At 65.8% G+C, this 22860-nt stretch carries 17 protein-coding genes; 9 read left to right on the forward strand and 8 right to left on the reverse strand.

Annotated elements, in window-relative coordinates:
• Positions 1-4: 4 nt before the first annotated feature.
• Together HWX44_RS06315 and HWX44_RS06320 are read left to right on the forward strand one after the other, a co-directional pair.
• On the forward strand, positions 5-979 hold the full coding sequence (locus tag HWX44_RS06315; protein ID WP_175973755.1) for a DUF3068 domain-containing protein: 975 nt from the start codon (positions 5-7) through the stop codon (positions 977-979).
• Between the two features lie 12 nt (positions 980-991).
• Complete coding sequence (locus HWX44_RS06320) at positions 992-2470, forward strand: hypothetical protein (RefSeq protein ID WP_175973757.1); 1479 nt, start codon at positions 992-994, stop codon at positions 2468-2470.
• On the opposite strand, the gene HWX44_RS06325 is transcribed toward HWX44_RS06320, so the two are convergent.
• Complete coding sequence (locus HWX44_RS06325; RefSeq protein ID WP_175973759.1) at positions 2394-3476, reverse strand: glycosyltransferase family 4 protein; 1083 nt, start codon at positions 3474-3476, stop codon at positions 2394-2396. The genes HWX44_RS06320 and HWX44_RS06325 overlap by 77 nt on opposite strands.
• 24 nt (positions 3477-3500) lie before the next feature.
• On the opposite strand from HWX44_RS06325, the gene HWX44_RS06330 reads away from it, so the two are divergent.
• Positions 3501-4256: a class I SAM-dependent methyltransferase gene (locus HWX44_RS06330; protein WP_175973760.1), complete on the forward strand. Its 756-nt coding sequence runs from the start codon at positions 3501-3503 to the stop codon at positions 4254-4256.
• A 14-nt stretch (positions 4257-4270) separates the two neighbouring features.
• Here the strand turns inward: HWX44_RS06330 and HWX44_RS06335 are convergent, their stop codons facing one another.
• The 5 genes from HWX44_RS06335 to HWX44_RS06355 all read right to left on the reverse strand — a co-directional run bounded on the left by HWX44_RS06335 (position 4271) and on the right by HWX44_RS06355 (position 9397).
• Complete coding sequence (locus tag HWX44_RS06335; protein ID WP_175973762.1) at positions 4271-4957, reverse strand: hypothetical protein; 687 nt, start codon at positions 4955-4957, stop codon at positions 4271-4273.
• 71 nt (positions 4958-5028) lie between these two features.
• On the reverse strand, positions 5029-5766 hold the full coding sequence (locus HWX44_RS06340; protein WP_175973764.1) for an ABC transporter ATP-binding protein: 738 nt from the start codon (positions 5764-5766) through the stop codon (positions 5029-5031).
• Between the two features lie 9 nt (positions 5767-5775).
• Complete coding sequence (locus HWX44_RS06345; protein ID WP_175973767.1) at positions 5776-6627, reverse strand: hypothetical protein; 852 nt, start codon at positions 6625-6627, stop codon at positions 5776-5778.
• A complete protein-coding gene (locus HWX44_RS06350) occupies positions 6624-7436 on the reverse strand; it encodes a class I SAM-dependent methyltransferase (protein ID WP_071409532.1) in 813 nt (270 codons plus the stop codon). The genes HWX44_RS06345 and HWX44_RS06350 overlap by 4 nt, the downstream gene beginning before the upstream one ends.
• A 140-nt stretch (positions 7437-7576) precedes the next feature.
• Complete coding sequence (locus HWX44_RS06355; protein WP_175973769.1) at positions 7577-9397, reverse strand: phosphoenolpyruvate carboxykinase (GTP); 1821 nt, start codon at positions 9395-9397, stop codon at positions 7577-7579.
• A 354-nt stretch (positions 9398-9751) separates the two neighbouring features.
• Here HWX44_RS06355 and trmB point away from each other — a divergent pair, with 354 nt between their 5' ends.
• The 6 genes from trmB (at position 9752) to HWX44_RS06385 (ending at position 15935) form a co-directional block, all read left to right on the forward strand.
• The gene (trmB, locus tag HWX44_RS06360; RefSeq protein WP_175973771.1) at positions 9752-10525 is read left to right on the forward strand and encodes a tRNA (guanosine(46)-N7)-methyltransferase TrmB; all 774 of its coding nucleotides are present in this window, start codon (positions 9752-9754) and stop codon (positions 10523-10525) included.
• Positions 10525-11136, forward strand: a complete 612-nt coding sequence (locus HWX44_RS06365; protein WP_175973773.1) for an NYN domain-containing protein — start codon at positions 10525-10527, stop codon at positions 11134-11136. The genes trmB and HWX44_RS06365 overlap by 1 nt, the downstream gene beginning before the upstream one ends.
• 7 nt (positions 11137-11143) lie before the next feature.
• On the forward strand, positions 11144-13411 hold the full coding sequence (locus HWX44_RS06370; protein WP_175973775.1) for an MMPL family transporter: 2268 nt from the start codon (positions 11144-11146) through the stop codon (positions 13409-13411).
• Positions 13408-14421: a lysylphosphatidylglycerol synthase transmembrane domain-containing protein gene (locus HWX44_RS06375; protein WP_175973777.1), complete on the forward strand. Its 1014-nt coding sequence runs from the start codon at positions 13408-13410 to the stop codon at positions 14419-14421. Before HWX44_RS06370 ends, HWX44_RS06375 begins: the two co-directional genes overlap by 4 nt.
• Positions 14422-14769 (forward strand): DUF3054 domain-containing protein, encoded by a 348-nt coding sequence (locus HWX44_RS06380; RefSeq protein WP_070510938.1) that lies wholly within the window; start codon positions 14422-14424, stop codon positions 14767-14769.
• A 143-nt stretch (positions 14770-14912) separates the two neighbouring features.
• Entirely contained in the window at positions 14913-15935 is a 1023-nt protein-coding gene (locus tag HWX44_RS06385) for an HNH endonuclease signature motif containing protein (RefSeq protein WP_175973779.1), read from the forward strand.
• Between the two features lie 459 nt (positions 15936-16394).
• Here the strand turns inward: HWX44_RS06385 and HWX44_RS06390 are convergent, their stop codons facing one another.
• A complete protein-coding gene (locus tag HWX44_RS06390; RefSeq protein WP_347948341.1) occupies positions 16395-17942 on the reverse strand; it encodes an acyl-CoA carboxylase subunit beta in 1548 nt (515 codons plus the stop codon).
• Entirely contained in the window at positions 17939-22732 is a 4794-nt protein-coding gene (locus HWX44_RS06395; RefSeq protein ID WP_175973781.1) for a type I polyketide synthase, read from the reverse strand. Before HWX44_RS06395 ends, HWX44_RS06390 begins: the two co-directional genes overlap by 4 nt.
• Positions 22733-22860 lie beyond the last annotated feature (128 nt).

A 22860-nucleotide genomic window follows, 5' to 3' on the forward strand; every position in this document is an offset into this window, starting at 1 on the left:
TGACGTGTTCCTTCGCTCCCGCCTAGCGCAGGTGACGATTGCCGCCGCGGTGTTCCTCATACTCGGGTCCATCCTTCCGCCGCTGTACAACAACCAATCCCGCCCGCTGCCCAGGGACCTCAACCTAGAAATCCACGCGGAGCACGATGGAGCCACGTTTACCCGCCGCACCACCACCGCCCCCGCGATGAAGGATTCCGTGGCCCGCGCGCAGTCCACCGTGGACCTCACCTTCAACGGCGAGACCATCGCGCACATCACCGAGGAATCCCAGCTCAACCGCGAATCCACCTACCCGGTGGCGGGGCCGAACACGACGCAGCACATCGAGCTGCCCGCCTTCGACGTACAGGTGGAAGACCGGGTGGAGCGCGACGGCATCAGCTACTTCTTTCCCTCCGGCGCGGAGCAGCGCTCCTATCCTTTCTTCGATCCGCTGACCCAGGACACGGAGCCCATCGATTTCCTGCGCGATGAGAAGCTCGACGGCATCCCCACCTACGTCTTCCACCAGGATGTCGCGCCAGTCTCGCTCGGGGAGGTCTTCGCCTTCGAAGCCCGCCGCTCCGGCCCCGCGGGCGATTTTTACTCCGCGGAGTCCCTGGAGCGCTACAGCCTCAAGCCGAAATCGCACGTCATCCTCGAGCCTTTCTACGCCGTGAGCCGCACGGTGTGGGTGGAGCCCACGACCGGCACCATCGTCAACGAGGAGGAGCACCCGCGCATCTTCTGGGCTACGGACGCGCGCCAGGCCCAGGCCATGGTCGATGCCGATGACACGCACGAGCGTGCGCTTCTCGACGTCCCCCTCTCCTGGTCCGATTCCACCCGCACCGAACGCCTCGACTCTGTTCGCCGGGTGATCGACACGGTCAAAATCTTGAGCCTCATCGGCTGGCTAGGCAAGGCCATCGGCGTGGCGTTGTTGGCGGTGGCGGCCGCGATGTTCATGCGCCGCCATGCAGCGCAGAGCGCGTAGGCGCCCGTGACTGTGTCCCGAGCATCCCTTGCGGTGCGCGCCGCCCTCTGCGCCTGGGGCGTGGCGCTCGTGCTCGCGGTGTGTTGGCCCTTCGTGCTGCCCGGCGAGTTCCTGTGGCGCGACATGGTGCTGCTTGACCGCCCAGCCCTGAGCGCCGCCGCCTTCGGCGCCGGTGACCTGCCCGCCCGCAACGCCCCGCAGGACGGGGTGCTTGCCTTATTCGGCGGGGCGTGGCTGGCCAGGGTCTTCATCCTTGCTGCCGCGAGCGCCTCGGCGTGGGTGGCGGGCCGGTGGGCGCGCGAGTCCGGCCCGTGGGCGGCAGCCGCGGCGATGGCGTGCGCGGTGGCCAATCCTTTTATCATCGAGCGCCTCTTGCAGGGCCAGTGGTCGTTGGCGGTCGCCGCCTGGTTAGCGCCCGTGATCGCGTGGGGTTGCCTCCATGCGCGCCCGCGCGTGGCGTGGTTGGCGCTGTGGGCCGCGTCCTTGACGCCCACCGGCGGCCTCTTCGGGGGCCTCATCGCGGTTGTCTGTGAGCGCGAAGGGCGAAGAAGATGGCTCTTCGCTGGCGGCTCAGTTTTGTTGTGGTTGCCGTGGCTAGTTCCAAGCCTCGTGGCCGGTTCGCCTACCACCCACGGCGACCCCGCCGTCCAGGCCGCGGCCTTTGCCCCGCGCGCGGAGGCCTACGTGGGTGCGGTCGGCTCGCTGCTCGGCTTCGGTGGCATCTGGAATGCCGCAGCAGTACCGGCTTCCCGCGAGCAGGGCTTCGCCCTGGCGGGACTTGCCGTCGCCGCCCTCGCTGTCCTGGGCGCTGCCCGCCTTCCCCGGCGCGAGCTGCGCCCGCTCGCGGCCCTGGCGGTTCTCGGCATGGGCCTGGCCATCCTCGGCGCACTCGCCCCCGGTCTCATCGCCTTCGCCGTGGAGCACATCCCCGGCGCGGGCCTTGTGCGTGATTCCTCCAAGCTCACCTTGCTCGCCCTACCGCTGGCCGTGGCGGGTATCGCGTCCCTGCGCCAGCTTCCCGCAGCACTCGCGCTGTGCGCCTGCCTGCTGCAGGCCCCCGATGCACCGCGGGAGCTCGCCGTGTTACGCCCACGCGAAACGGGCATCGACCGCCAGCTCGTCGAAGAGCTCGACGGCCGCCTGACCTTCTTCGCCGACCGCCCCGCCATGGTGCCGCTTGACGGCGGCATTGCCCTCGACCCTTACTCCAAGGCCGCCAACAAGCTCGACTCCGGCGAGCTCACCGTCGACGGCATAAACGTGGATGAGCCTGCGCCGCGCTACCTGGCGGCCACCGAAGCTTGGAACAACCGCGACCTCGCCCGGTTGGGGGAGCTCGGTGTGGGCGCGGTCGTCGAAGCGGGAAGCATCGTCGCCACCACCAACGCACAACCGGCACCCGCCCCGTGGGGGCTTAGCGCCGCCTGGTGCGTACTTCCGCTTCTAGCAGCTCTTCGAAGCGCGCACCGGTTTTCTCCCAGGAAAAAGTAGCGGCCAATTCGCGGGCAGCCTGGCCGAGACGGGTGCGGAGGAGGGGGTCGTCGACAAGCATGCGCACCGCTGAGGCGAACTCGGACTCGTGGTGCACCAGCACGCCCGTCTTGCCGTCGATAACGCTATCTTGCAGGCCAAATGTATAACCCACGGTGGGAACCCCATGTTGGGCCGCCTCCATGACTGCCAAACCCCAGCCTTCTTTTCGAGACGGCATGAGATGGACATCAGCGCGCGCGAGCAGCGCATGCTTATAATCCTCCGTCACCTGACCGCGGAAGCGCACGCGCTCCTCCACCCCGTGGGCGCGCGCATACTCGCGCAGGTGGGATTCCCACCAGCCGGAACCGATGACGTCGAGAAGCGCGCCCGGAATCCGCGCCACGGTGTCCATGGCATGCTCAATTTGCTTGTGCGGCACGAGGCGCGACAGCGTCACCAGGTGGATATCGGCCTCGCGCTCCAAGGTGGGCACGTGTGACGGCAGGGGGTCCACGCCGTTCTCAATGATGTGCGCGCCGTGAATCCCCAGCTTCTCCAGGTCACGCTTCGAGGCCTCCGAGACCGTCACCCACGTGTTCTCGCGATACAGCGCGGGCACCACGCGAGATTCCAGGAACCACCCCAGCCGCGCCAGGACGGGCCCGGCCACCGGCCACTGCTCGCGGTGGCAGTGGTGCGTCAGGATCACCACGGGTGCGCGGGTGGCCAGGCGCGCGAAGAAGGGAATGCCGTTGTGGGTATCCACCACGACGTCAGCGCCGCGCGCACCAAACAGCATCCACAACAACGCACGCGGATACACGCTGAACTTGGCCCCGGCGCGCGAATAAAGCACGCCGTTGCGGCGCTCGCGCTTGGCGGCGTTCATGTGGCGCGCGCTGCGGAAGACCACCTCGTGGCCTTGGGCAGCGAGGTACTCGCCGACGCGCTCAAGATAGCGTTCCGAGCCGCCACCCTGCGGGTGGGTGGAATCGCGCCAACACAAAAGAAGGATTTTCATGACGATGCTTTAGCCTAGTGGGTTATGAAACGCACCCGTGCTTTGGCCACCCTGCGCCGCTCCTGGCGGCTGCTGCGCTCCTTCCGCTTTGAGCAGACAGCGCCCGCGGTCTTTTATGGCGGTCTGGCTGAGGACACTGCCGCGCTTATCGACGCCCTCTCCCTCGACCACTCCCTCTCCCTCACCGGCGCGCGCGTGCTCGACGTCGGGGGCGGGCCCGGCTATTTCGCGTCGGCCTTTGCCCAGCGCGGGGCCAGCTATGTGGGCCTGGAGCCCGACGTGGGTGAGATGGCCGCCGCCGGCATCGAAGTGGCCCAAGCAGTGCGCGGCGATGGCACGCGCCTGCCTTTTGCGGATAACACTTTCGACATCACGTATTCCTCCAACGCGGCCGAGCACATCCCGAATCCATGGGACATGGGCCAGGAGATGTTGCGCGTGACCAAGCCCGACGGGCTGGTGGTCTTGAGCTACACGGTGTGGCTGGGGCCTTTCGGCGGGCACGAGACCGGTTTGTGGGAGCACTACGTGGGCGGCGCTTTTGCCCGCGACCGCTATACCCGCCGCCACGGCCACCCGCCGAAGAACGTCTTCGGCACCTCGCTCTTCGCACTCTCCGCACGCGAAGGCCTGGACTGGGCGCGCGGCGTGACGTCGCAAGGCTCGCAGCTCCTCGCGGCCTTTCCTCGCTACCACCCTGCCTGGGCCTGGTGGGTGACCAAGGTGCCGGTGCTGCGGGAGTTTGTGACCTCCAACCTGGTCATCGTCCTGCGCGCCTGATGGCTGAGTCAGACTTAGTCGAGGCGCCTGCGCAGAGAAGCCAGCCAGAGCGCCACGCCCACGGCCGCGAAGTACACCAGCGCCCCGTCACGGCCCCAAGGCGGGAATAGCGCCACGTCCTGGCCGGTAGCGAAGACGCCGTTGAGGAAGGGCAGCCAGCCGGTGAGGCGCGCGCCGCCGGGGATGAGCCACAGCGCGTTTTCTACCAAGAGCGCCCAGACCGTCAGCGCCGCGATGCTCAACGCCGGGGAGCGCAGCAGCCGGCCCAGCGCCACACCGTAGCCCACCGCCAGCCACGCGTACACCGGGCCGAGAGCCACCATGCGCAGGCCCGCGAAGAAGTTCACCTGCCCATAGAGCACCGGGAAGAACGTGGGCAGGAGCAGCAGGCACAGGCTGACGCTGAGCAGTGTCGCGGCCGCCGCGAGCGCGCCCAGGAAGCACCAGCGGGCCAGCTGATCCAGCCCTGACCACGGCGCCGCCGCACGCAAGGCCCGCGATCCGGCGGTGGCCTGCGCCCACGCCCCCAACGCCGCAAACACGATGCTGCCCAGGTAGATGGGCCAATACGCCGCATTAGTAGTGTCCACGGACTGCGCCTGAAGGATGCCTCCCGCGGACTGGACGTGCTCCGCCACCGCTGCCACCCCGAAGGTCACCGCCAGCGGCAGCGCAAACCCCAGCGGCACGGCGACCCGCACCAGCGGGCCGCGCGCCCCGCCCAGGCGCACGGACTCGGCGCGCAGGCTTATCCGCCAGCGTTGCCACGCCTTCATGCCCGTGCCCCTAGCTCCGGGATCAGCGCCGCCACGGCGGATTCGAGGTCGGGGGCGCCGGTGGAGGCGATGACGTCCTCAAGGGAGCCGTGGGCAAGAGCCGTGCCCTGGCTGAGGATGGTTACCGAGGCGTCGGCAACCTCGGTCGTGGCCCCCACCTCGCGCAGGGGAGGCGAGGCCACGATCACGCAGCGACCCTCCTCCGCCCACGCGGCAAACAACTCACGCAGCCACCACACGCCCTGGATATCTAGGCCGTTGAGCGGCTCATCCAGCACAATGTTGCGCGGGTTTCCCGCCAAGACGCTGGCGATCCCCAGGCGCTGGCGCATGCCCAACGAGTAACCTCCGATGGGGCGCCGCGAGGCCTCCTCGAGCCCGACGGCCCGCACCAGCGCCTCCGCCTTTTCCACCGGCGCGCCTGCGAGGGCGCACATCCACTGCAGGTGGCGCAGGCCGGTGTGCTGCGGTGAGAAATCTTCTGCGCTCAAGTAGCTGCCCACGTGGCGCAACGGATAGTCGGTACCGCGCAGCTCCCGCCCGTCCACCAGGACCCTGCCGCCGCGCGGGCGCAAGCTTCCGGAAAGGCAGCCGAGGAGCGTCGACTTTCCGGTGCCGTTAAGCCCCACGACGTAATTGATGCGGCCATCAGCGAAGGCGCAAGAAAGGTCGCGCACAGGCGCGGCTGTGCGGCGCGAGCCATACCAGTGGCTCAGGTTGTCAACGTCAATCACGCCGCCGCCTTAAAACGCGCCCGCGATGGGCAGGCCCACCGCATCGATGCCGTTGCGCAGCGAGTTCGTGGCCAGCTTCCAGCGCCCGTCGAGGTAGCGGAACTCCACCCGCAACGAGATCGTGGGACGCCCGGCCGAGCTCGCGTTGAGCGTGGCACTCGCGGTGTTCCCCTCCACCGTCAGTGGCCCGCTAATCCGCTTCCAGCCCAGCGGCGGACGGAATATCCCCAGGTTGTAAATGGTTCTCGGCACCACCGTCCCCGGCAGCCCAGCCTCGAGGTTGTGTGCCTTGTCCGCATCGGATCCCGGCGTGGCCACGAGCGCGTGCAGGACGCCGTTAAGGTCATCGAGCGTCGGCTCCGGGTTAGTAGCCGCAAAGCTCGCGCTGAAATCCCCACTGGGGTACCAGCCGGTGTTGGGGTCCTCCACCGTCTCATCCACCGCCTGCTCTGGCGCTGGGTCTGCCGCTTGATTCTCCTGCGGTGCCGGTTCCAACGCCACAGCGGGGGCGTCCTGCGCAACGCTTGGCGACGCCGCGGACGCCGCCGTTGTTGGCGCCGTTGTTGGCGCCGTTGTTGGCGCCGTTGTTGGTGCCGTTGTTGCCGCAGCCGCCGGCGCTGCGGAGTCGCTGCTCGCGGGCACGCTCGGTTCGGCTGGCTGCGTCATCGCGGCACCCTGGGCTGCCGCCTGTTCCCACTTGCCTTGGCTGAGCTGCACGCCGAAACCCAAGACCAGCGCAGCGGCGACGCAACTGCTCACCACAGATACGCCAACCGTGGGCCAGCTGATCCCACGTGGGCAGGCCTCCATCACGCCGTCCGGCACGCCGCCGGCAACGTCACCGCTCTCACCGAAACTCATTGAGCAGCCGCGGCCGGCTTGGTCAGCACCACGCCGATGGCCTGCAGGTTGTCGCTGTACTTGTTGAACACCGAACGCATCGCGAAAACGCGGCGGCGGGCGTCGGGCATGCGCAAGACGTTAAAGGCGATACGCGCCACGCCCAGCACACCCTCGTCCTGCAAGTTGCGCTTGGCGCGCAGCAGCGCCATATCTGCATAGTGGCGCTCAGTCACCTCGAAGCCAGCCTCCCGTGCCACGCCGTCCCATTCCTTTGTGGTCAGCGGGCGGGCGTTGACGCGGATGGACGTGGCCAGCGCGCGGCGGATCTCGAGCTTCTGGGCGTCGTCAAGCGTGTCCGGCTCCAGGCACAGCTCATGGATGACATACCTGCCGCCCGGGCGCAGGATACGGAACGCCTCCGCCATGATCGCGGCCTTCCCCTTCTCGCCGTGCATGGTGAGCATGGCTTCGCCAAAGACGACATCCGTGCTGTTATCCGGCAAACCCGTGGCCTTGGCGTCATTGACCACCACGGTAGCCGAGGAAGCGCCGGCGAGGCTGGCCTTCGTGCGCGCCACGGCATCAGGATCCTTGTCCACGCCGGTGTAGCTGCGCGGGCCTTCCGCCACGATCTGGCGGGCAGTGAGCCCGAGTCCAGGGGCCAGCTCCACCACGTCCTTGTTTTTCAGCTCGGCGGCGTCGATTAGCGTGGTGGTCATCTCCAGCCCGCCGGGGCGCAACACCTTCTTTCCCAGGCGGGCGAGGAGCCAGTGTCCACCAACCTCGGAGTTGGGACGATCGTGCATGGGCAAAGAAGAAGTTGTCATACACCCAGAATATGCGAGACTTTCTCCATTTAAAAGGTCACCCTAACCTTATTGTGGCCAACCTAACATGCCAGAACGCGGCGACGCCCCGCCACTGCTGGGTGGAGGGGCGTCGGAAAGCAGCGGCGCGGAAAGCGGCGTTAGGAGGCAGCCTCAACGCGCTCCTTGAGCGCCTTGAACTGGTCCCACACCTCAGACGGCACGCGGGAGCCCAAGAAGTGCAGGTATTCCTTGTTGTCTTCCATGTCGCCAGCCCAATCGGCCGGGTTCACAGCAAGGGCCTCGCGGACGTCTTCGATGTCGAAGTCTAGACCGGTGAGGTCGATATCCTCCGGGCGGGCGGTGTGGCCCACGACGGTCTCAACAGCGTCGACGTTGCCCTCGATGCGGTCCACAATCCACTTGAGAACGCGGGAGTTCTCGCCGAAGCCCGGCCACAGGAAGCGACGGTCCTCGCCACGGCGGAACCAGTTCACCAGGAAGATGGCCGGCATACGGTCGCCGCCGTTTTGACCCATGTCGATCCAGTGCTGCAGGTAGTCACCGGCGTTGTAGCCCATGAACGGCAGCATGGCCATCGGGTCATGGCGCAGAGCGCCGACCTTGCCCTCAGCGGCAGCGGTCTGGCCAGAGGACAGCAGGGCGCCGATCATGGTGCCGTGGTTCCAGTCGAAGGCCTGGGTCACCAGCGGGACGGTGTCCGCGCGGCGGCCGCCGAAGAGGATGGCATCAATCTTGACGCCCTTCCAGTCATCAAACTCCGGAGCAGCAGACGGGCACTGCGTGATCGGCACGCAGTAGCGGGAGTTCGGGTGCGCAGCCTTGGTGGTGGAATCCGGAGTCCAGTCATTGCCATGCCAGTCGATGAGGTGCTCCGGCGCCTCGCCCATTTCCTCCCACCAAACATCGCCGTCGTCGGTCAGCGCGACGTTGGTGAACAGGGTGTTGCCCGGCTCCATCGTCTTCATGGCAATCGGGTTGGAGTCGTAGTTGGTGCCCGGCGCCACACCGAAGAAGCCGTTCTCCGGGTTCACGGCGTACAGGCCATCCTCGCGCAACTTCATCCAGGCAATGTCATCGCCCACAACCTCAGCCTTCCAGCCCGGGATGGTCGGGGTGATCATGGCCAGGTTGGTCTTACCGCAGGCGGACGGGAAAGCGGCCGCGATGTGGTACTTCTTGCCCTCCGGGTTGGTGAGCTTCAGGATGAGCATGTGCTCTGCCATCCAGCCCTCTTCCTTCGCCATAACGGAAGCGATACGCAGCGCGTAGCACTTCTTGGCCAGGATGGCGTTTCCGCCGTAGCCGGAGCCGTAGGACCAAATCTCCTTGGTTGCCGGGAACTGCGTGATGTATTTCTTCTCGTTGCACGGCCACGCGACGTCCTCCTGGCCCGGCTCCAGCGGAGCACCGACGGAGTGCAGAGCGCGGACAAAATCGCCGTTCTCACCAATCTTGTCCAGAGCCTGCTGGCCCATGCGGGTCATGATGCGCATAGACAGGACAACATAAGCCGAGTCAGTCAGCTGAACGCCGAGCTTGGGGTCCGGGTCGCTGATGGGGCCCATGCAGAAAGGCACCACGTACATGGTGCGGCCCTTCATGGAGCCGCGGAAGGCCTCGGTCATCTCTTCCTTCATGGCTGCCGGCGGGGCCCAGTTATTGGTCGGGCCTGCGTCCTCCTCAGTCTCGGTGCAGATGAAGGTGCGGGACTCCACGCGCGCGACATCCGACGGGTTCGAGCGCGCCAGGTAGGAGTTCGGGCGCTTCTCCTCGTTGAGCTTAATCAGGGTGCCCTTCTCCACGAGCTCAGCGGCGAGGCGGTCCGCCTCCTCCTGGGAGCCGTCTACGAAGACAACCTCTTCCGGCTGGAAGAGCTCGACACTCTCACTGATCCACGAAATGAGCTTCTCATTCTTCGTGGGCAAGTCACCTACAAGGCCTGGAATAGTTGCGGTCATTTCATATTCTCCTGTGTTCGGTGGGCCAGGGCACTTCTTAGCGTCGGTGGGGATCTTCTCCACCATCGACGTCTCGCCTTCCAGAGTACGGACGCTGGTGATACCAAGATGTGTAATAAGGGCCACCCTGGTTATATCCACCCAGCTCACGCCGACTATCCCAAGGGTATAGGACTGTGAAATACAGCACGGCAGGGAGAAACCCACCCCTGCACGGGGGTGAAAAATCCTCTCTCGACACGTACCGTACGGCCGTACTCCTACCCCCGACTCGCCCGATCGGGCATCACCCGGGCGTCCCGCACGGCGCGGCACGTTGCCCTTCACCCCTGCTTAAGGGAACAATGTCAACTGATGAATAGTGCAGACTCCTCCCAGAATCCCGCCGCGCAGATGCCTCATGGCCGCGGCCTCCAGACGGATTTCAACGCCGAGTTCAACAATGATTTGGACTACCCACGCCTCGGCAACGTGACCTTCCGTCGCGGCACCCTCACCGACAACCAGAACGCCCTCTTCGAGGAGTACTGGCCACAGTGGGGACGCCTGCTGGCCGACGAACCCCTCGACATCCCCGCCTGGTTCGGCCGCGAGGGGGCTAAGACCATCGTCGAGATCGGATCCGGCACCGGTACCTCAACCGCAGCCATGGCGCCACTCGAGCAGGACACCAACATCATCGCCGTCGAGCTCTACAAGCCGGGCCTGGCCAAGCTGCTGGGCTCCATCGTGCGCAATGATATTGAGAACATCCGCATGGTGCGCGGCGATGGCATCGAGGTTCTCATGCGCATGTTCGCGCCCGAGTCCCTCGACGGCATCCGCATCTTCTTCCCGGATCCGTGGCCCAAGGCCCGCCACCACAAGCGCCGCATCATCCAATCCGGCACGCTCAACCTCTTCGCCTCCCGCCTGAAGCCCGGCGGCGTGCTCCACGTGGCCACCGACCACGCCGGCTACGCCGAGTGGATTGATGAGCTCGTCGAGGTCGAGCCCTCCCTCGATTACAAGGGCTGGCCCTGGCCCGAGTGCCCCATCCTCACCGACCGCCAGGTCATCACCAAGTTTGAGGGCAAGGGCCTGGATAAGGAACACGTCATCACCGAGTACCTGTGGGAGAAGAAGTAATGGCCGGCACCTACCTTCTGGTGTGGGATGCGCCCAACATGGATATGGGGCTCGGCGCCATCCTCGGCGGGCGCCCCACCGCCGCCTACCGCCCACGCTTCGATGCCATCGGCCGCTGGCTGGTGGAGCTGGCCTTTGACAACGACGCCACCCCTGAAGCCGCCGTCTTCACCAACGTCACTCCCGGCGGCGCCGACGTCATCCGCCCTTGGGTCGAGGCCATCCGCAACGTCGGCTTCGCCGTCTTTGCCAAGCCGAAGCTCCACGAGGACGATGACGTCGACCCCGACATGGTCGAATACATCAAGGCCAACCGCGAGAACCTCTCCGGTGTCATCGTGGCCTCGGCCGACGGCCAGAACTTCCAGCACCTGCTGGAACAGCTCTCTGCTTCCGGCCTGCCCACGTGCGTCCTCGGCTTCCACGAGCACGCTTCCTGGGCTGTGACCCATCCGGAGATTGAGTTCGTCGACCTCGAAGACATCGAGGGGGTCTTCCGCGAGCCGCTGCCGCGCGTTAACCTGGATAATCTGCCTCCAGGCGGCGCCTGGCTGCAGCCTTTCCGCCCGCTGTCCGCGCTGCTTCCGGACCGCGCGCCCGAGCACAGTTAGGAGCCGCATGTTTTATTCTTGGGGCCGCTTCTCCTATGCCCACCGCAAGGTCATCCCGCTCATCATCGTGGGTCTCATCCTTGGCCTCTTCTTCGGCTTCGGCACGCGCCTCGAGGAGCGCATGAGTCAGGAGGGCTGGGAGGACCCGGGGGCGGCGTCGACAAGCGCTGCACAGATCGAGCTCGAGACTTTCGGCCGCGATAATTCCGGCGACGTCATCCTGCTTTTCGACGACCCCGATGCCCACGCCGCCGAGGCCAAAGCCTTCCTCGACGATCTCCAGACCCAGTATCCGGAGCAGATCGACTCCGTGACCAGCTACTTTGATAAGCGCAACCCGAACCTCATCACGCAGGACCACTCCACGGCCTTCGCCGCCATCGGGCTGAAAGGCGACGGCGAGCAGACCCTCAAGGACTTCCGCGCCATCGAGGATTCGTTGCACGCTGCCGACGTCCCTGTGCAGGTAGCGGGTGCCACCGCCGTGGCCGACGCACTGGATGAAGGCATGTCCAAAGACATCTCCCGCGCGGAGAAGGCTGCCCTGCCGCTCGTCGGGCTGCTGCTGTTGATTGTCTTCGGCTCCGTCGTTGCGGCCTTCATGCCGCTCGTCGTGGGCGGGCTATCCATCCTGGGCTCGCTGGGAATCCTCTCGATCCTGGCTGGCTTCCAGCAGGTCAATGTGTTTGCGCAGGCCGTCGTGACGCTGCTGGGCCTGGGCCTGGCCATCGACTATGGCCTGTTCATGGTTTCGCGCTTCCGCGAGGAACTGGACAAGGGCCGCAGTACCCAAGAGGCCGTGGCGATCACCACCGCCACCGCGGGGCAGACCGTGGTCTTCTCCGCCGCCATGGTGGCCGTGTCCCTCTCCGGGCTTTTCCTCTTCCCGCAGGCCTTCCTCAAGTCCGTGGCCTATGGCTCCATCTCCGCCGTCGGCCTCGCCGCACTCCTGTCGGTGATGGTGTTGCCGTCGTTGTTTGGCATGCTGGGCCCCAACATCGATAAATGGACCGTGCGCAAGACCTCGCGGCGCGGCCGCCGCATCGAGAACACGTGGTGGTACCGGATGCCGCGCTGGGCCATGGGCCGCGCGGGTCTGATGACCACCGCTATCTGCGCGCTGCTCATCGCGCTGACCCTGCCGGTGCTGGGCGTGAAATTCGGCGGCATCAACGAGACCTACCTGCCACCCAACCAGGACGCGCGCGTGGCGCAGGACCAGTTCAACGAGCAGTTCCCTTCCTTCCGCACCGAGCCGGTCAAGCTCGTGGTGAAGAACGCGACGAACGAGCAGCTTGTCGACGTCGTCATGCAAGCCCGCTCCATCCAGGGTCTGACCGAGCCGATGGGCCCGAAGACCGCGACTGTCGACGGCACCACCGTCCTCGGCGCCGGCATTCAGGACCGCGATGACTACGCGCGGATCGTCCACGAGCTCGAGGACATTGAGGCACCGGAAGGCGTGGAGCTTTACGTCGGCGGCACCCCAGCCATGGAGGTCGAGTCCCTCGACGCGCTCTTCGACACGCTGCCCTGGATGGCCCTCTACGTGGTGCTGGCCACCTTCATCCTCATGGCGCTGGTCTTCGGCAGCTTCATCCTGCCGCTCAAGGCCATCATCATGACGCTGCTTTCCCTGGGTGCGACGCTGGGCATCTTGACGCTCATGTTCGTCGACGGCCTCGGCTCCGGCCTGCTCAACTTCACCGCCGGCCCGCTCATGAGCCCGATTCTGGTGCTCATCATCGCCATCGTCTTTGGTCTCTCCACGGACTACGAAGTCTTTCTGGTTTCGCGCATGGTGGAGGCCCGCCGCCGGGGTGCGTCCACGGACGAAGCCATCGCGGCGGGTACCGCGCACACCGGTGGCATCATCACGGCGGCCGCGCTCATCATGATCGTGGGCGCAGGTGCCTTCGGTTTCTCCGACATCGTGATGATGAAGTACATCGCCTTCGGCATGATTTTTGCACTGCTTATCGACGCCACCATCGTCCGCATGCTCCTCGTCCCCGCCGTCATGCACCTGCTGCGCGAGGACAACTGGTGGGCCCCGCGCTTCCTCACCCGCCTGACCCATCGCCTCGGCGGCGACAACGCCCCGGCTGCCGAGCCGGCAGCCCCGCATCACTCCCCGGTGACTTCGGCTGAACAGGTCGAGGAGGCGTCGGCAAGCGAAGCTCCTGTACGCGGGGACCGCAGCGCCGACACCGACACCGAGCTCATCCCCTTCTCCGAGCTGGTGCAGCGCCTGAAGTCCACGGACGGTCGATGAATAAGAAGAACTGGCTGACCTGGATAATCTCCCTTCTGATTCTGGCCGCGCTGGCGTGGTTCTTCCGCGACCAGCTGGACTTTATCTCCGAGGGATTGCGCCGCCTGCGCCACGCTGAACCTTTCCCCGTGGTGCTGGTGGTGTTCTTCGCGCTGCTGTCCATCGCGGGCATGGCGGAGGTGATGAAGCGGCTCATCGGCGCCGGCGGCGTCAAGGTGCCGCTGCGCGAAACCTACGCCATTACGCTCGCCTCGAATGCGTGGTCCACGACTCTGCCGGCGGGCCCTGCCTTTTCGGCCTTGCTCACCTTCCAGGTGCAGCGTCGCTGGGGTGCGTCGGTGGCGCTGTGCAGCTACTTCCTGTTTTTGTCCTCGATTATTAGCTCGATGTTCCTCGCGCTCATTGGCCTGGGCGGGGTGTTTTTCCTCAACGCCGACATGGCTTTGGGCTCGTTGATCACCACGGTTGTCCTCATGCTCGCGGCACTCGGCGGCATCTTCTGGCTGACCTCGCACCCGGTGACCCTTGAGCGCTGGCTGCGCAAGCTGCGACCGGGGCCGAAGCGGGACCGCGCGATTCAGGAGATGCGCAACCTCGGCGAGGTCCACCTTTCGCGTGGCCCCTTCGCTGTGGTTGCCGGGGCCTCCCTTGTGCACCGCCTAGCCGATATGGCCGCCCTGTGGGCTTCGGTGTGGGCGGTAACCGGCGAGATTCCGTGGCTGCGTGCCGGCGCCGATCACACCACCCTGGCGGGCGTCGCACTGGCCTTCCTGGCGGCGAAGCTGGCTGGCTCCGCGCAGGTCACCCCGGGTGGCGTGGGTACGGTGGAGGCCGCGCTCATCGCCCCGCTGGTGGCGACGGGCCTCACCGCGGTGCATGCCACCTCCGCGGCCATCATCTACCGGCTTATTTCCTTTGCGCTGATCACTATCATTGGATGGGTCATCTACTTCGCCCACTACGCCCGCGATGGTTTCTCTTACGCGGCGTTGAACCGGAAGGAATCCTAAATGCGCGTTGCCCCGCTTATCGACGTCATCTCGCTCGTCCTCTTCGCCATCCTCGCCCGCCTGGCGCACGGCGGCCTGAGCTTTAGCTCCTGGGTCGATGCCTTCTGGCCGTGGACCGTGGGCGCGCTCGTGGGCTGGGTCATCATCATGGCAGCGAAACTGAGCGGCCTGTGGAGGGAAGGCGTCGTCGTGTGGCTGAGTGCCATTATTGGCGGCATGGCCCTATGGATGCTGGTCAATGGCCGGCTGCCGCACTGGTCCTTCCTCATCGTGGCCACCGTGATGTCGGCGCTGTTCTTCTTTGGCTGGCGAGCCATCGCGGCCTTTGCGTCCCGCTCGCGTGCCTAGAACTTCACCAAGTTTTCCATGGCCTGCTACCTGTCGGCCTCACACACCTGGATCCAGCCTTGTGGGGCCTTGCGAGTGGCTGTTTGAGCTGGGTTTTTAGCGCTCCGGTTGCGGGGGTGTGCGGCCCGGTTTAGTGTGTGGGCATGAAGTTGGGGGACTTACTCGGGGTACTTGCTCGCGGCATGCACGTCGTTTCTTTGTGCGCGGGCCACACACGCGATGACATGCTCGCGCTGGGTGCGACGCCGCGCGTAGCGCGGCAGCTCGAAGGCCTGCACCGCATCTATTTTGGCCAGACTGCTTTCACTGCCAAGCAGCGCCGCGCGCGTAAAACTGAACACGCACTGGATACGCTGGTGCAGATTGAGCGCCATGTCGCGCGAGTCAAGGACTCGCGCAAGGCGTGGGACCTGAGAGTGGAGCTGTGCGAGACTCCGGCGGGTGAGATCGCGGGCGTGGCGAAGCGGCGCCTCGCGGAGCTCAGGCCCGAGCCCAGCCCCGGAGTGCGGGTGCTGCGCCGAAAAGGCGGCATGCACAGCCTCATCATCACGGATCGCCCGCGGGCTATTGCGAATCTGGTGGGCACGCTCAAAGCCACCTCCGCGGACCTGCTGAAGGCGGTCCACGAAGTCTTTGCAGGAGGCGGCGCGCCCACACCTGTGCTGCATGCGCACGTTCTTGTGCGCCTGGATCAGCTCGACACCATCGTGCGCGGCGAGGGTGACGACATCATTCTGCAAGCAACCGACGGCGGCACCATGACCGGCGCAGAGTTTCTCCGCACGCAGTTTGCCGAGCGCGGCTTCGTCTCGCTCTTCCACCCCGTCGAAGGACCCGTCAATCTCTATTACGGCAGCCGCTTCGCCAGCGACAAACAGCGCCTCCTGCTCAGCGCGGAGCATCCGACGTGCGCCTGGCTCGGGTGCAATAAACCGGCCGCGGAATGCCAGATGCACCACATCAGACGGTGGCAAGATGGCGGGCCAACCAACATCAACAACCTCGTCCCGCTGTGTAAGTACCACAACGCGATCAATGATGATGATCCCGCCCGGCCCACCTATCGCGGGCACATCGACCGCATCGAGGGACGGATGGCGTGGCTACCACCCGGCGGTGGGCCACCAGTGCTGATACCCAGCCCCGTCTGGGCTGACCTGCGGTAGGAATTCCCGCACCCCTGAGTCGCACCGCGACCCTAGGGCTCTTCGGCGATCCCGCATTCAGAGTTTTAGCGCACCGCGCCTTCTCAAGGCGCGTTGACTCCCTCGGCCACACGAGCCAGGGCATAAAGAAACCCTCCCCGCTTCTGAGCCGCTCACGTTGGACTGAGCAATCAGTCCAACGGGGAGCCGCACGTGTGGCGGAGAGGGGTGCGCGCGAACGCTACTTCGAGCTCAGGGACGAGCCAGAGATGGTCACGCCGACGCGGTTGAGCAGCATGATAACGAGGTTGATAACGTCGCCGCTGAGGTCAAGAACGCTAGACAGCATTGAAGTGCTCCTTTGATTGAATTCCTAGTCCTTAAACTTATCGGATAGAACGGGCCCGCACGTTACGCCGAGAAACAAAGTTCAGCGCGATCCGCAGGCCTTCTTCAGCCTCTATCCTGGCTCAGACGACGCTAGAGCGGGGAGATGGTGTGCTTCTTGGGCAAGTCCTTCTCCTGCTTATCGGCAAGCTGGCGCAGCGCGCGGCGCAGGGCCAAGCGCGACTCAGAAGGCTTAATCATGCCGTCGAGGTAGCCACGCTCCGCGGCGACATAGGGTGCGGTCATGGTCTCGTCGTAGAAGTCCATGAACATCTTCTTCGTCATGGCGCGCTGCTCCGGGGTTTCGGCGGCCTCGAGCTGCTTGCCCGCAATCATGACCACGGCGGCGGCCGAGCCCATCACGGCAATCTGGGCCGTCGGCCACGCCAAGTTGATATCACCGGTCAGGTTCTTCGAACCCATCACGGCATAGGCGCCGCCATAAGCCTTGCGCACAATCAGCGAGACCTTCGGCACGGTAGCCTCCACCACAGCAAAAGCGAACTTCGCACCGCGGTGAATCAGACCGGCCTTCTCCTGGTCCACGCCCGGCAGGTAGCCCGGCGTATCCACCACGAAGACCAGCGGGATGTTGTAGGCATCGCAGATACGGATAAAGCGCGCGCCCTTATCGGCGGCATCCGCATCGATACAACCCGCCGAATGCATCGGGTTATTCGCCACAAAACCCACGGCCTTGCCGTCAATACGCCCAAAGGCAGTGATGACGTTGGGGGCGTAGTTCTCCTGGATTTCGATGAGCTCGTCATCGTCGCCAAGCTGCGTCAGCAGGTCCATCATGTCGTAGCCGGCGTTCGTGTCATCCGGCATGAAGGAATCCAGCTCGGTGTCTTCAGCTACCTCGTCATCAGAAGGTGCGTCGAAGACCGGGGACTCGTCGAAGCAGGTCAGCGGCAGGTGGTCCAGCAAATCGCGCACCAAGTCAAAGGCCTCATCCTCGGAAGGCACCACGACGGACACGTTGCCGTTGAGCTCCTGCTGGCGCGCAGAGCCGAGGTCATGGGAAGAGATCTCCTCGCCTGTGACTTCCTTGATCACGTTCGGACCCGTCACGTACATCTCCGCCTCACCATCGACGGCGATGATGAAGTCCGTGGTCACCGGCGCATACACCGCACCACCGGCGGACTTGCCCATCATGATGGAAATCTGCGGGCTGCGGCCGGACAGCGGCAGCTGGCGGCGGGCAATCTCGGAGTACATGGCCAAAGACGTCACCGCGTCCTGAATGCGCGCACCGCCGGAATCCTGAATACCGATAACTGGGCAACCAATCTTGATGGCCAGGTCCATGATGTCGGTGACCTTCTTGCCAAAGGTCACGCCCACGGAACCGCCATAGACGGTCTTATCGTGTGCGTAGATGCACACCGGGCGGCCGTTGATGCGGCCGTGACCGGTGACCACGCCGTCGGAGTAAATCGCATCCGGGTCGCCGGGGGTCTTGCCCAGGGCACCCGTTTCGACGAAGGAGCCTTCGTCGAGAAGCGCGGCAATGCGTTGGCGCGGAGTCGAGCGCCCTGCCTCATCGCGACGGGCCCGGGAGCGTTCACTGCCGGGGTCCTGGGCGCGCTCGAGGCGCTCGCGTAGGTCCGCTAGCTTGTCAGCGGTACTAGTCACTTCCGAATCTTCTCCTCGATCCATTCCTCCATGTGCTTGCCCACGATACCGATTGCCGGCTCGTCAGGAACCGCCAGGTGGTCGCCCGGCAGCTGCACAATCTCCAGATCCTTCACGATAACGCCCCAGCCACCGTCCGGGTTAATCTCCGCATAGGCAGGCTCGAGCTCGATGGCGCCGTCGTGCATGCGCTCGGAGCGGAAGAGGATGACGGGCACGCTTACCGACGCCCACCGTCCCATATCCAGCGAGCCCAGAATCTGGTTGTCCACGAAGGATGCGCGCTGGTGCTCCAGCACGCCGGCGGACAGGCCATGTTCGGAGGCATCGGTGGAGCTGAGGAATTCCGCGAGCATGGCCATGAGCGCATCTTCGCCCACGGTCTCCAGCATCTCGTAGGGCGGCTCGAAGTCGAGGCCGTAGGTCTTCTTGGCAAAGGCGGCATAGCGGCCCCAACGAGCCTTGGTTTCCTCCAGCGTCTTCGGGGCCGGATGCGCCGGCTGGGTGGTATCCAGCAGCGCGATGAAGGCAACCTCAGCAGTATCCTCGCCGCGGTCGGCGCGCTCCTGCAGCTGGTAGGCCACCTCATAGGCCAGCGCGCCGCCGAAGGACCAGCCGCCGAGCACGACCTTGCGCCCGCGCGCGTAGTGCAGGATGTCCTCGATATAGGCGGCGGCGCGATCCTCCAGGCTGCCCTCGATGCGCTCCACGCCGTAGACGGCGACGTCGGCAGGCAAGCGGCGGGTCAGCGGCTGGTAGACCACGGTGGTGCCGCCGGCCGGGTGGAACATGAAGACGGCTGGGCCGTCGGCCTCGCGCAGGACACGGATGTTGCCTTCGACCTCGGTCTCCAGGCCCTCGCGGACGAGGTCCGCCAGATTCTCCAGCGCTTCGGCCTCGTGGACCTGCTGCGCGGTGACCTCGATGCCGGCGCGCTCGGTGAGACGCTCGGCAATCTTCTCAGCCACCTCATCGCTGACCTGCGGCAGCGCGGACGTCACGCCGGCCGCGGCCTTACCGGTGAAGGTGGCCCAGGTGCCGAAGACCATGCGCTCGGAGGCATCGCGCGGCGCCACGCCCACGCCTTCGCCGCCCTTCGCGCTCACATCAGACGAGTCTTCAGTGGAGTTGCCTTCCGTGGTGAGCGTGGAAGGTGCCTCGGCGCTTGCGGCATCGGCGGCCGCGTCGGACGGCGCCTGCGCGGAAGCACCGGGCTGTTCGGACACGGCTTCCTCGACCATGGTGATGACGTCGGCGAGGGAGGCGTCGCGAAGCGCCTGCACCTGCAGCGGCGGAATCTGGAAGTCATTCTCCACGCGGTTCTTGATGCGCATGCCCATGAGCGAATCCAGGCCCAGGTCAATGAGCGGCAGCTCGCGCGGGAGATCGGAGACGTCGTAGCCCATGGACTCCGACACGATGAGTGCCAAGCGCTCCTCCACGCTCTCCGTCGCCGGGTCCCAGCGCACGGCATCGACGCCCACGTCGGGGTCCGCGAACTGCGGCGCGGTCACAGCCTGCGGCAGGCTCGGCTCGGCCGTCGGGGTGGGTTCTGCAAGGTTAAGGGTCGAGGCAAAACCTTCCGCAACAAGCTTGGTGGTCGCTCCATCCACGTAGTGCACCGCCACCGACAGCCCGCCCAGCGTGCGGCGAACAATGGTGGTGACCTCGCCCTTCGCGGGCAGGTCGAGGTGCTCCTCGCTCGCCGCGATGTGGGCGCCCGGGGTCACGGCCTCGGCGGCAGCCTCCAGGATGGCCAGCGCGCTCGGCGCCTGGTCAGCGTTCGTGGAGAACGCCACCGCGCCCTCCGGCAGCGTCACGCGCGCTCCCGGCAGGCCGGATACGCCAGAAGAAGGACGAGCGTTGGTCCAGAAACGCTGGCGGCGGAAGCGGGTATGCGGGGCGGCGACAAGCGCACCGGAACCAAAGACCTTGGTGTAGTCCACCGGAGTACCCGTGACGTAGAGCTTGCCCAACAGGTCCAGCAGCGACTCGGTGGGATCCATCTTGCGCTTCAGGCTGTAAAGCAGCTGCGCATCCGCCTTGCCCGCGGCAAAGGCGGTGGACATCAGGCCCATGAGCGCAATCGGGTTCGGGGAGATCTCCACGATCTGCGTGTGCCCAGCCGCAAACGCCGCCTCCGTCGCATCCTGCAGGTAGACGGGCTTGCGGGTCATGCGGATCCAGTAATCCTCATCGTGCAGCACCGCACCCGGGCGGTAGACCTTGCCGCGGTCGACGGAGGAGAAGAGCGTCGTGTGCAGCGGAGCGGCTTCCATGCCGGCGATTTCCGCATAGAGCTCACCCAACAGCGGATCCACAGCGGAGGTGTGCCCCGCGCCCTTGACGTTGAGCGCGCGGGCGAACTTGCCCTCGCCGTCGAGCTTCTCCACCAGCGCGAGGACCTCCTCGCGCGGGCCGCCCACGGTGGTCATGCCGGGGCCGGTGTAGACGGCGGGCTCGATGGAGCCTGGCAGGGCGTCGATCTCCTCGGCGGAGAGCTCGACGACGGCCATGGCACCTTGCTGGTCCTCCGGCAGCGAAGCCTCGCCCTCACCCATCAGGCGCGCGCGGTGGCAGGCGATGAGCATGGCGTCGGCTGCCGTGATGCCGCCCGCAGCATAAGCCGCGCCGATTTCACCCATGGACATGCCGATAACACCGGCCGGGCGCACGCCGAAGGTACCAAGCAGATCCGTCAGCGCAATCTGGATGGCGGTGATGGCCACCTGCGCGGTTTCGGTGTTGTAGGTCTGGGCGTCGTCGTGCACCAGCTCCAGGATGGACCAGCCGGATTCGCGCTGCACGATGGCGTCGAGCTCCTCCAGGCGCTCCTTGAACAGCGGCGAGATCTCAATCATGTCCTTGGCCATCTTGCGGTGCTGGGAGCCAAAGCCGGAGTACATGAAGACGGGGCCGTGGACGGAGGGAGAATCCGCGGCGGCGATGCCGACGGAGACGGTCCCCTCGGCGACCTGGCGCAGGCGCTTGACGGCCTCCTCGCTTGACGACGCCACCACTACCGCCCGCGAGCGCCCATGGTTACGGCGCGCGAGGGTGCGGGCCAGGGAGAGCAGGTTCGGGTTCTCGGCTTCGATGTAGTCCGCTAAGTCGGCTGCGGCTGCGGCGCGGCGCGAGGGCAGCAGGCCGGAAACGGGCAGGGCCACCGGGTGGCCTTCGCCGATGGCGACCTGCGGGGCGTCCTGGTGGGTCAGCCCGCGGTAGTCGGTCAGCACCACGTGGGCGTTGGTGCCGCCAAAGCCGAAGCCGGAGACACCAGCGATTTTCTGGCCGGAGTACTCGGGCCACTCGCGCGGGTCTTCGACGACTTCGAGGTGCTCGGCGTCGAAGTCGATATAGCGGTTGGGGCCCGCGTAGTTGATGTTTGGCGGGATAACGCCGTGGCGCATGCCCTCGATGACCTTGATGAGGCCCACCACGCCGGCCGCGGACTCGGAGTGGCCGATGTTGGTCTTGGCGGAGCCCAGCAGGGTCGGGTTATACGGTTGGCGGCCCGGGCCCAGCACGCGCCCCAACGCGGTGGCCTCGATGGGGTCACCGAGGATGGTGCCGGTGCCGTGGGCCTCGACGTAGTCGACGTCCTGCGGGCGGATGCCGGCGTCGGCGTAAGCGCGCTCGAGGACGTCGACCTGCGCGTCTGGGTTGGGGGCGGTCAGGCCGTTGGAGTGGCCGTCGGAGTTGACTGCGGAGCCCTTGATGACGGCGTGGATGGTGTCGCCGTCGCGTTCAGCGTCTTCGAGGCGCTTGAGCACGAGCACACCGGCAGCGTCCGCGCGGACGATACCGTCGGCGTCGTCGGAGAAGGCGTGGATGGCGCTGGTGGGCGAGGTGACACCCAGTTCGCTAAAGCCGATGGAGGCGTGCGGCGAGGCCAGGATGTTCACGCCGCCGGCGAGAGCCGTATCAGCTGCGCCCACGCGCAGGTCCTTGACCGCCTGGTTGACCGCCACGAGGGAAGCCGAGCAGGCGGTGTCCACGTTGAGGGAAGGCCCGCGCAGATCGAAGGCATAGGACAGGCGGTTGGCCACGATCGCCGAGGACGTGCCCGTCAACGCATAAGGGTGCATCTCGGCGGGGTCGGCGGTAATCAGCATGCCGTAGTCATTGTTGGTGGAGCCCATGTAGACACCGGTGGCGGTGCCGCGCAGCTGGTTGGCGGGCAGACCGGCGTCTTCGAGGGCCTCCCACGCCACCTCCAGGAGAATGCGCTGCTGCGGGTCCATGTTGGCCGCCTCCAGCGGGGAGAGGCCGAAGAACTCGGCGTCGAAGGAAGCGATATCCTCGATGTAGCCGCCGTCGGTGTTCTGCTGCTCCATCTTCTCGCTGGTAATCGGGTCAGAGGAGTACTCCGACCAGCGGCCGACGGGCAGCGGGCCGGTGCCGGCGCGGCCCTCGACGAGCATGTTCCAGAACTCGTCGACATTCTTGGCGCCCGGGAAGCGGCCGGCATAGCCGATGACGGCGATGTCCCCGCCCGCGATGGCGGCCGAGCGCGGTGCCGCCGCTCCCGGCGCGCTGTCTGCCGGGGCGCCGGCGGCGCCGTTGACGAGACGCTCGGCCAGCTGCGCGATGGTGGGGTACTCGTAGGCCACGGTGGGCTCGAGCTTGATGCTGAGGAGGTTTTCTAATTCGCCGGAGAGGACTACTGCGTCACGCGAGGACAGCCCGAAATTCTCCAGTGGCTTGGTGTCCGTGATTTCCTCTGCCGACAGGCCGGTGGTCTGCGCAACCCAGGTGCGCAGCCAGCCACGAAGCTCTTCAACGGTCATAAATCTCTAGCTTTCTTACGCGGACTAAAATTTTCTATCTATGCGGTCGATTTTGCGCAGCACAAAAGCGCGCACATCGATGCGTCTATAGGGGTTATCGGACGATAATCTCACTTTGTTAACTTAGG

The organism is Corynebacterium sp. Marseille-Q2823 (genome assembly GCF_903645345.1).
Taxonomy (GTDB): domain Bacteria; phylum Actinomycetota; class Actinomycetes; order Mycobacteriales; family Mycobacteriaceae; genus Corynebacterium; species Corynebacterium hiratae.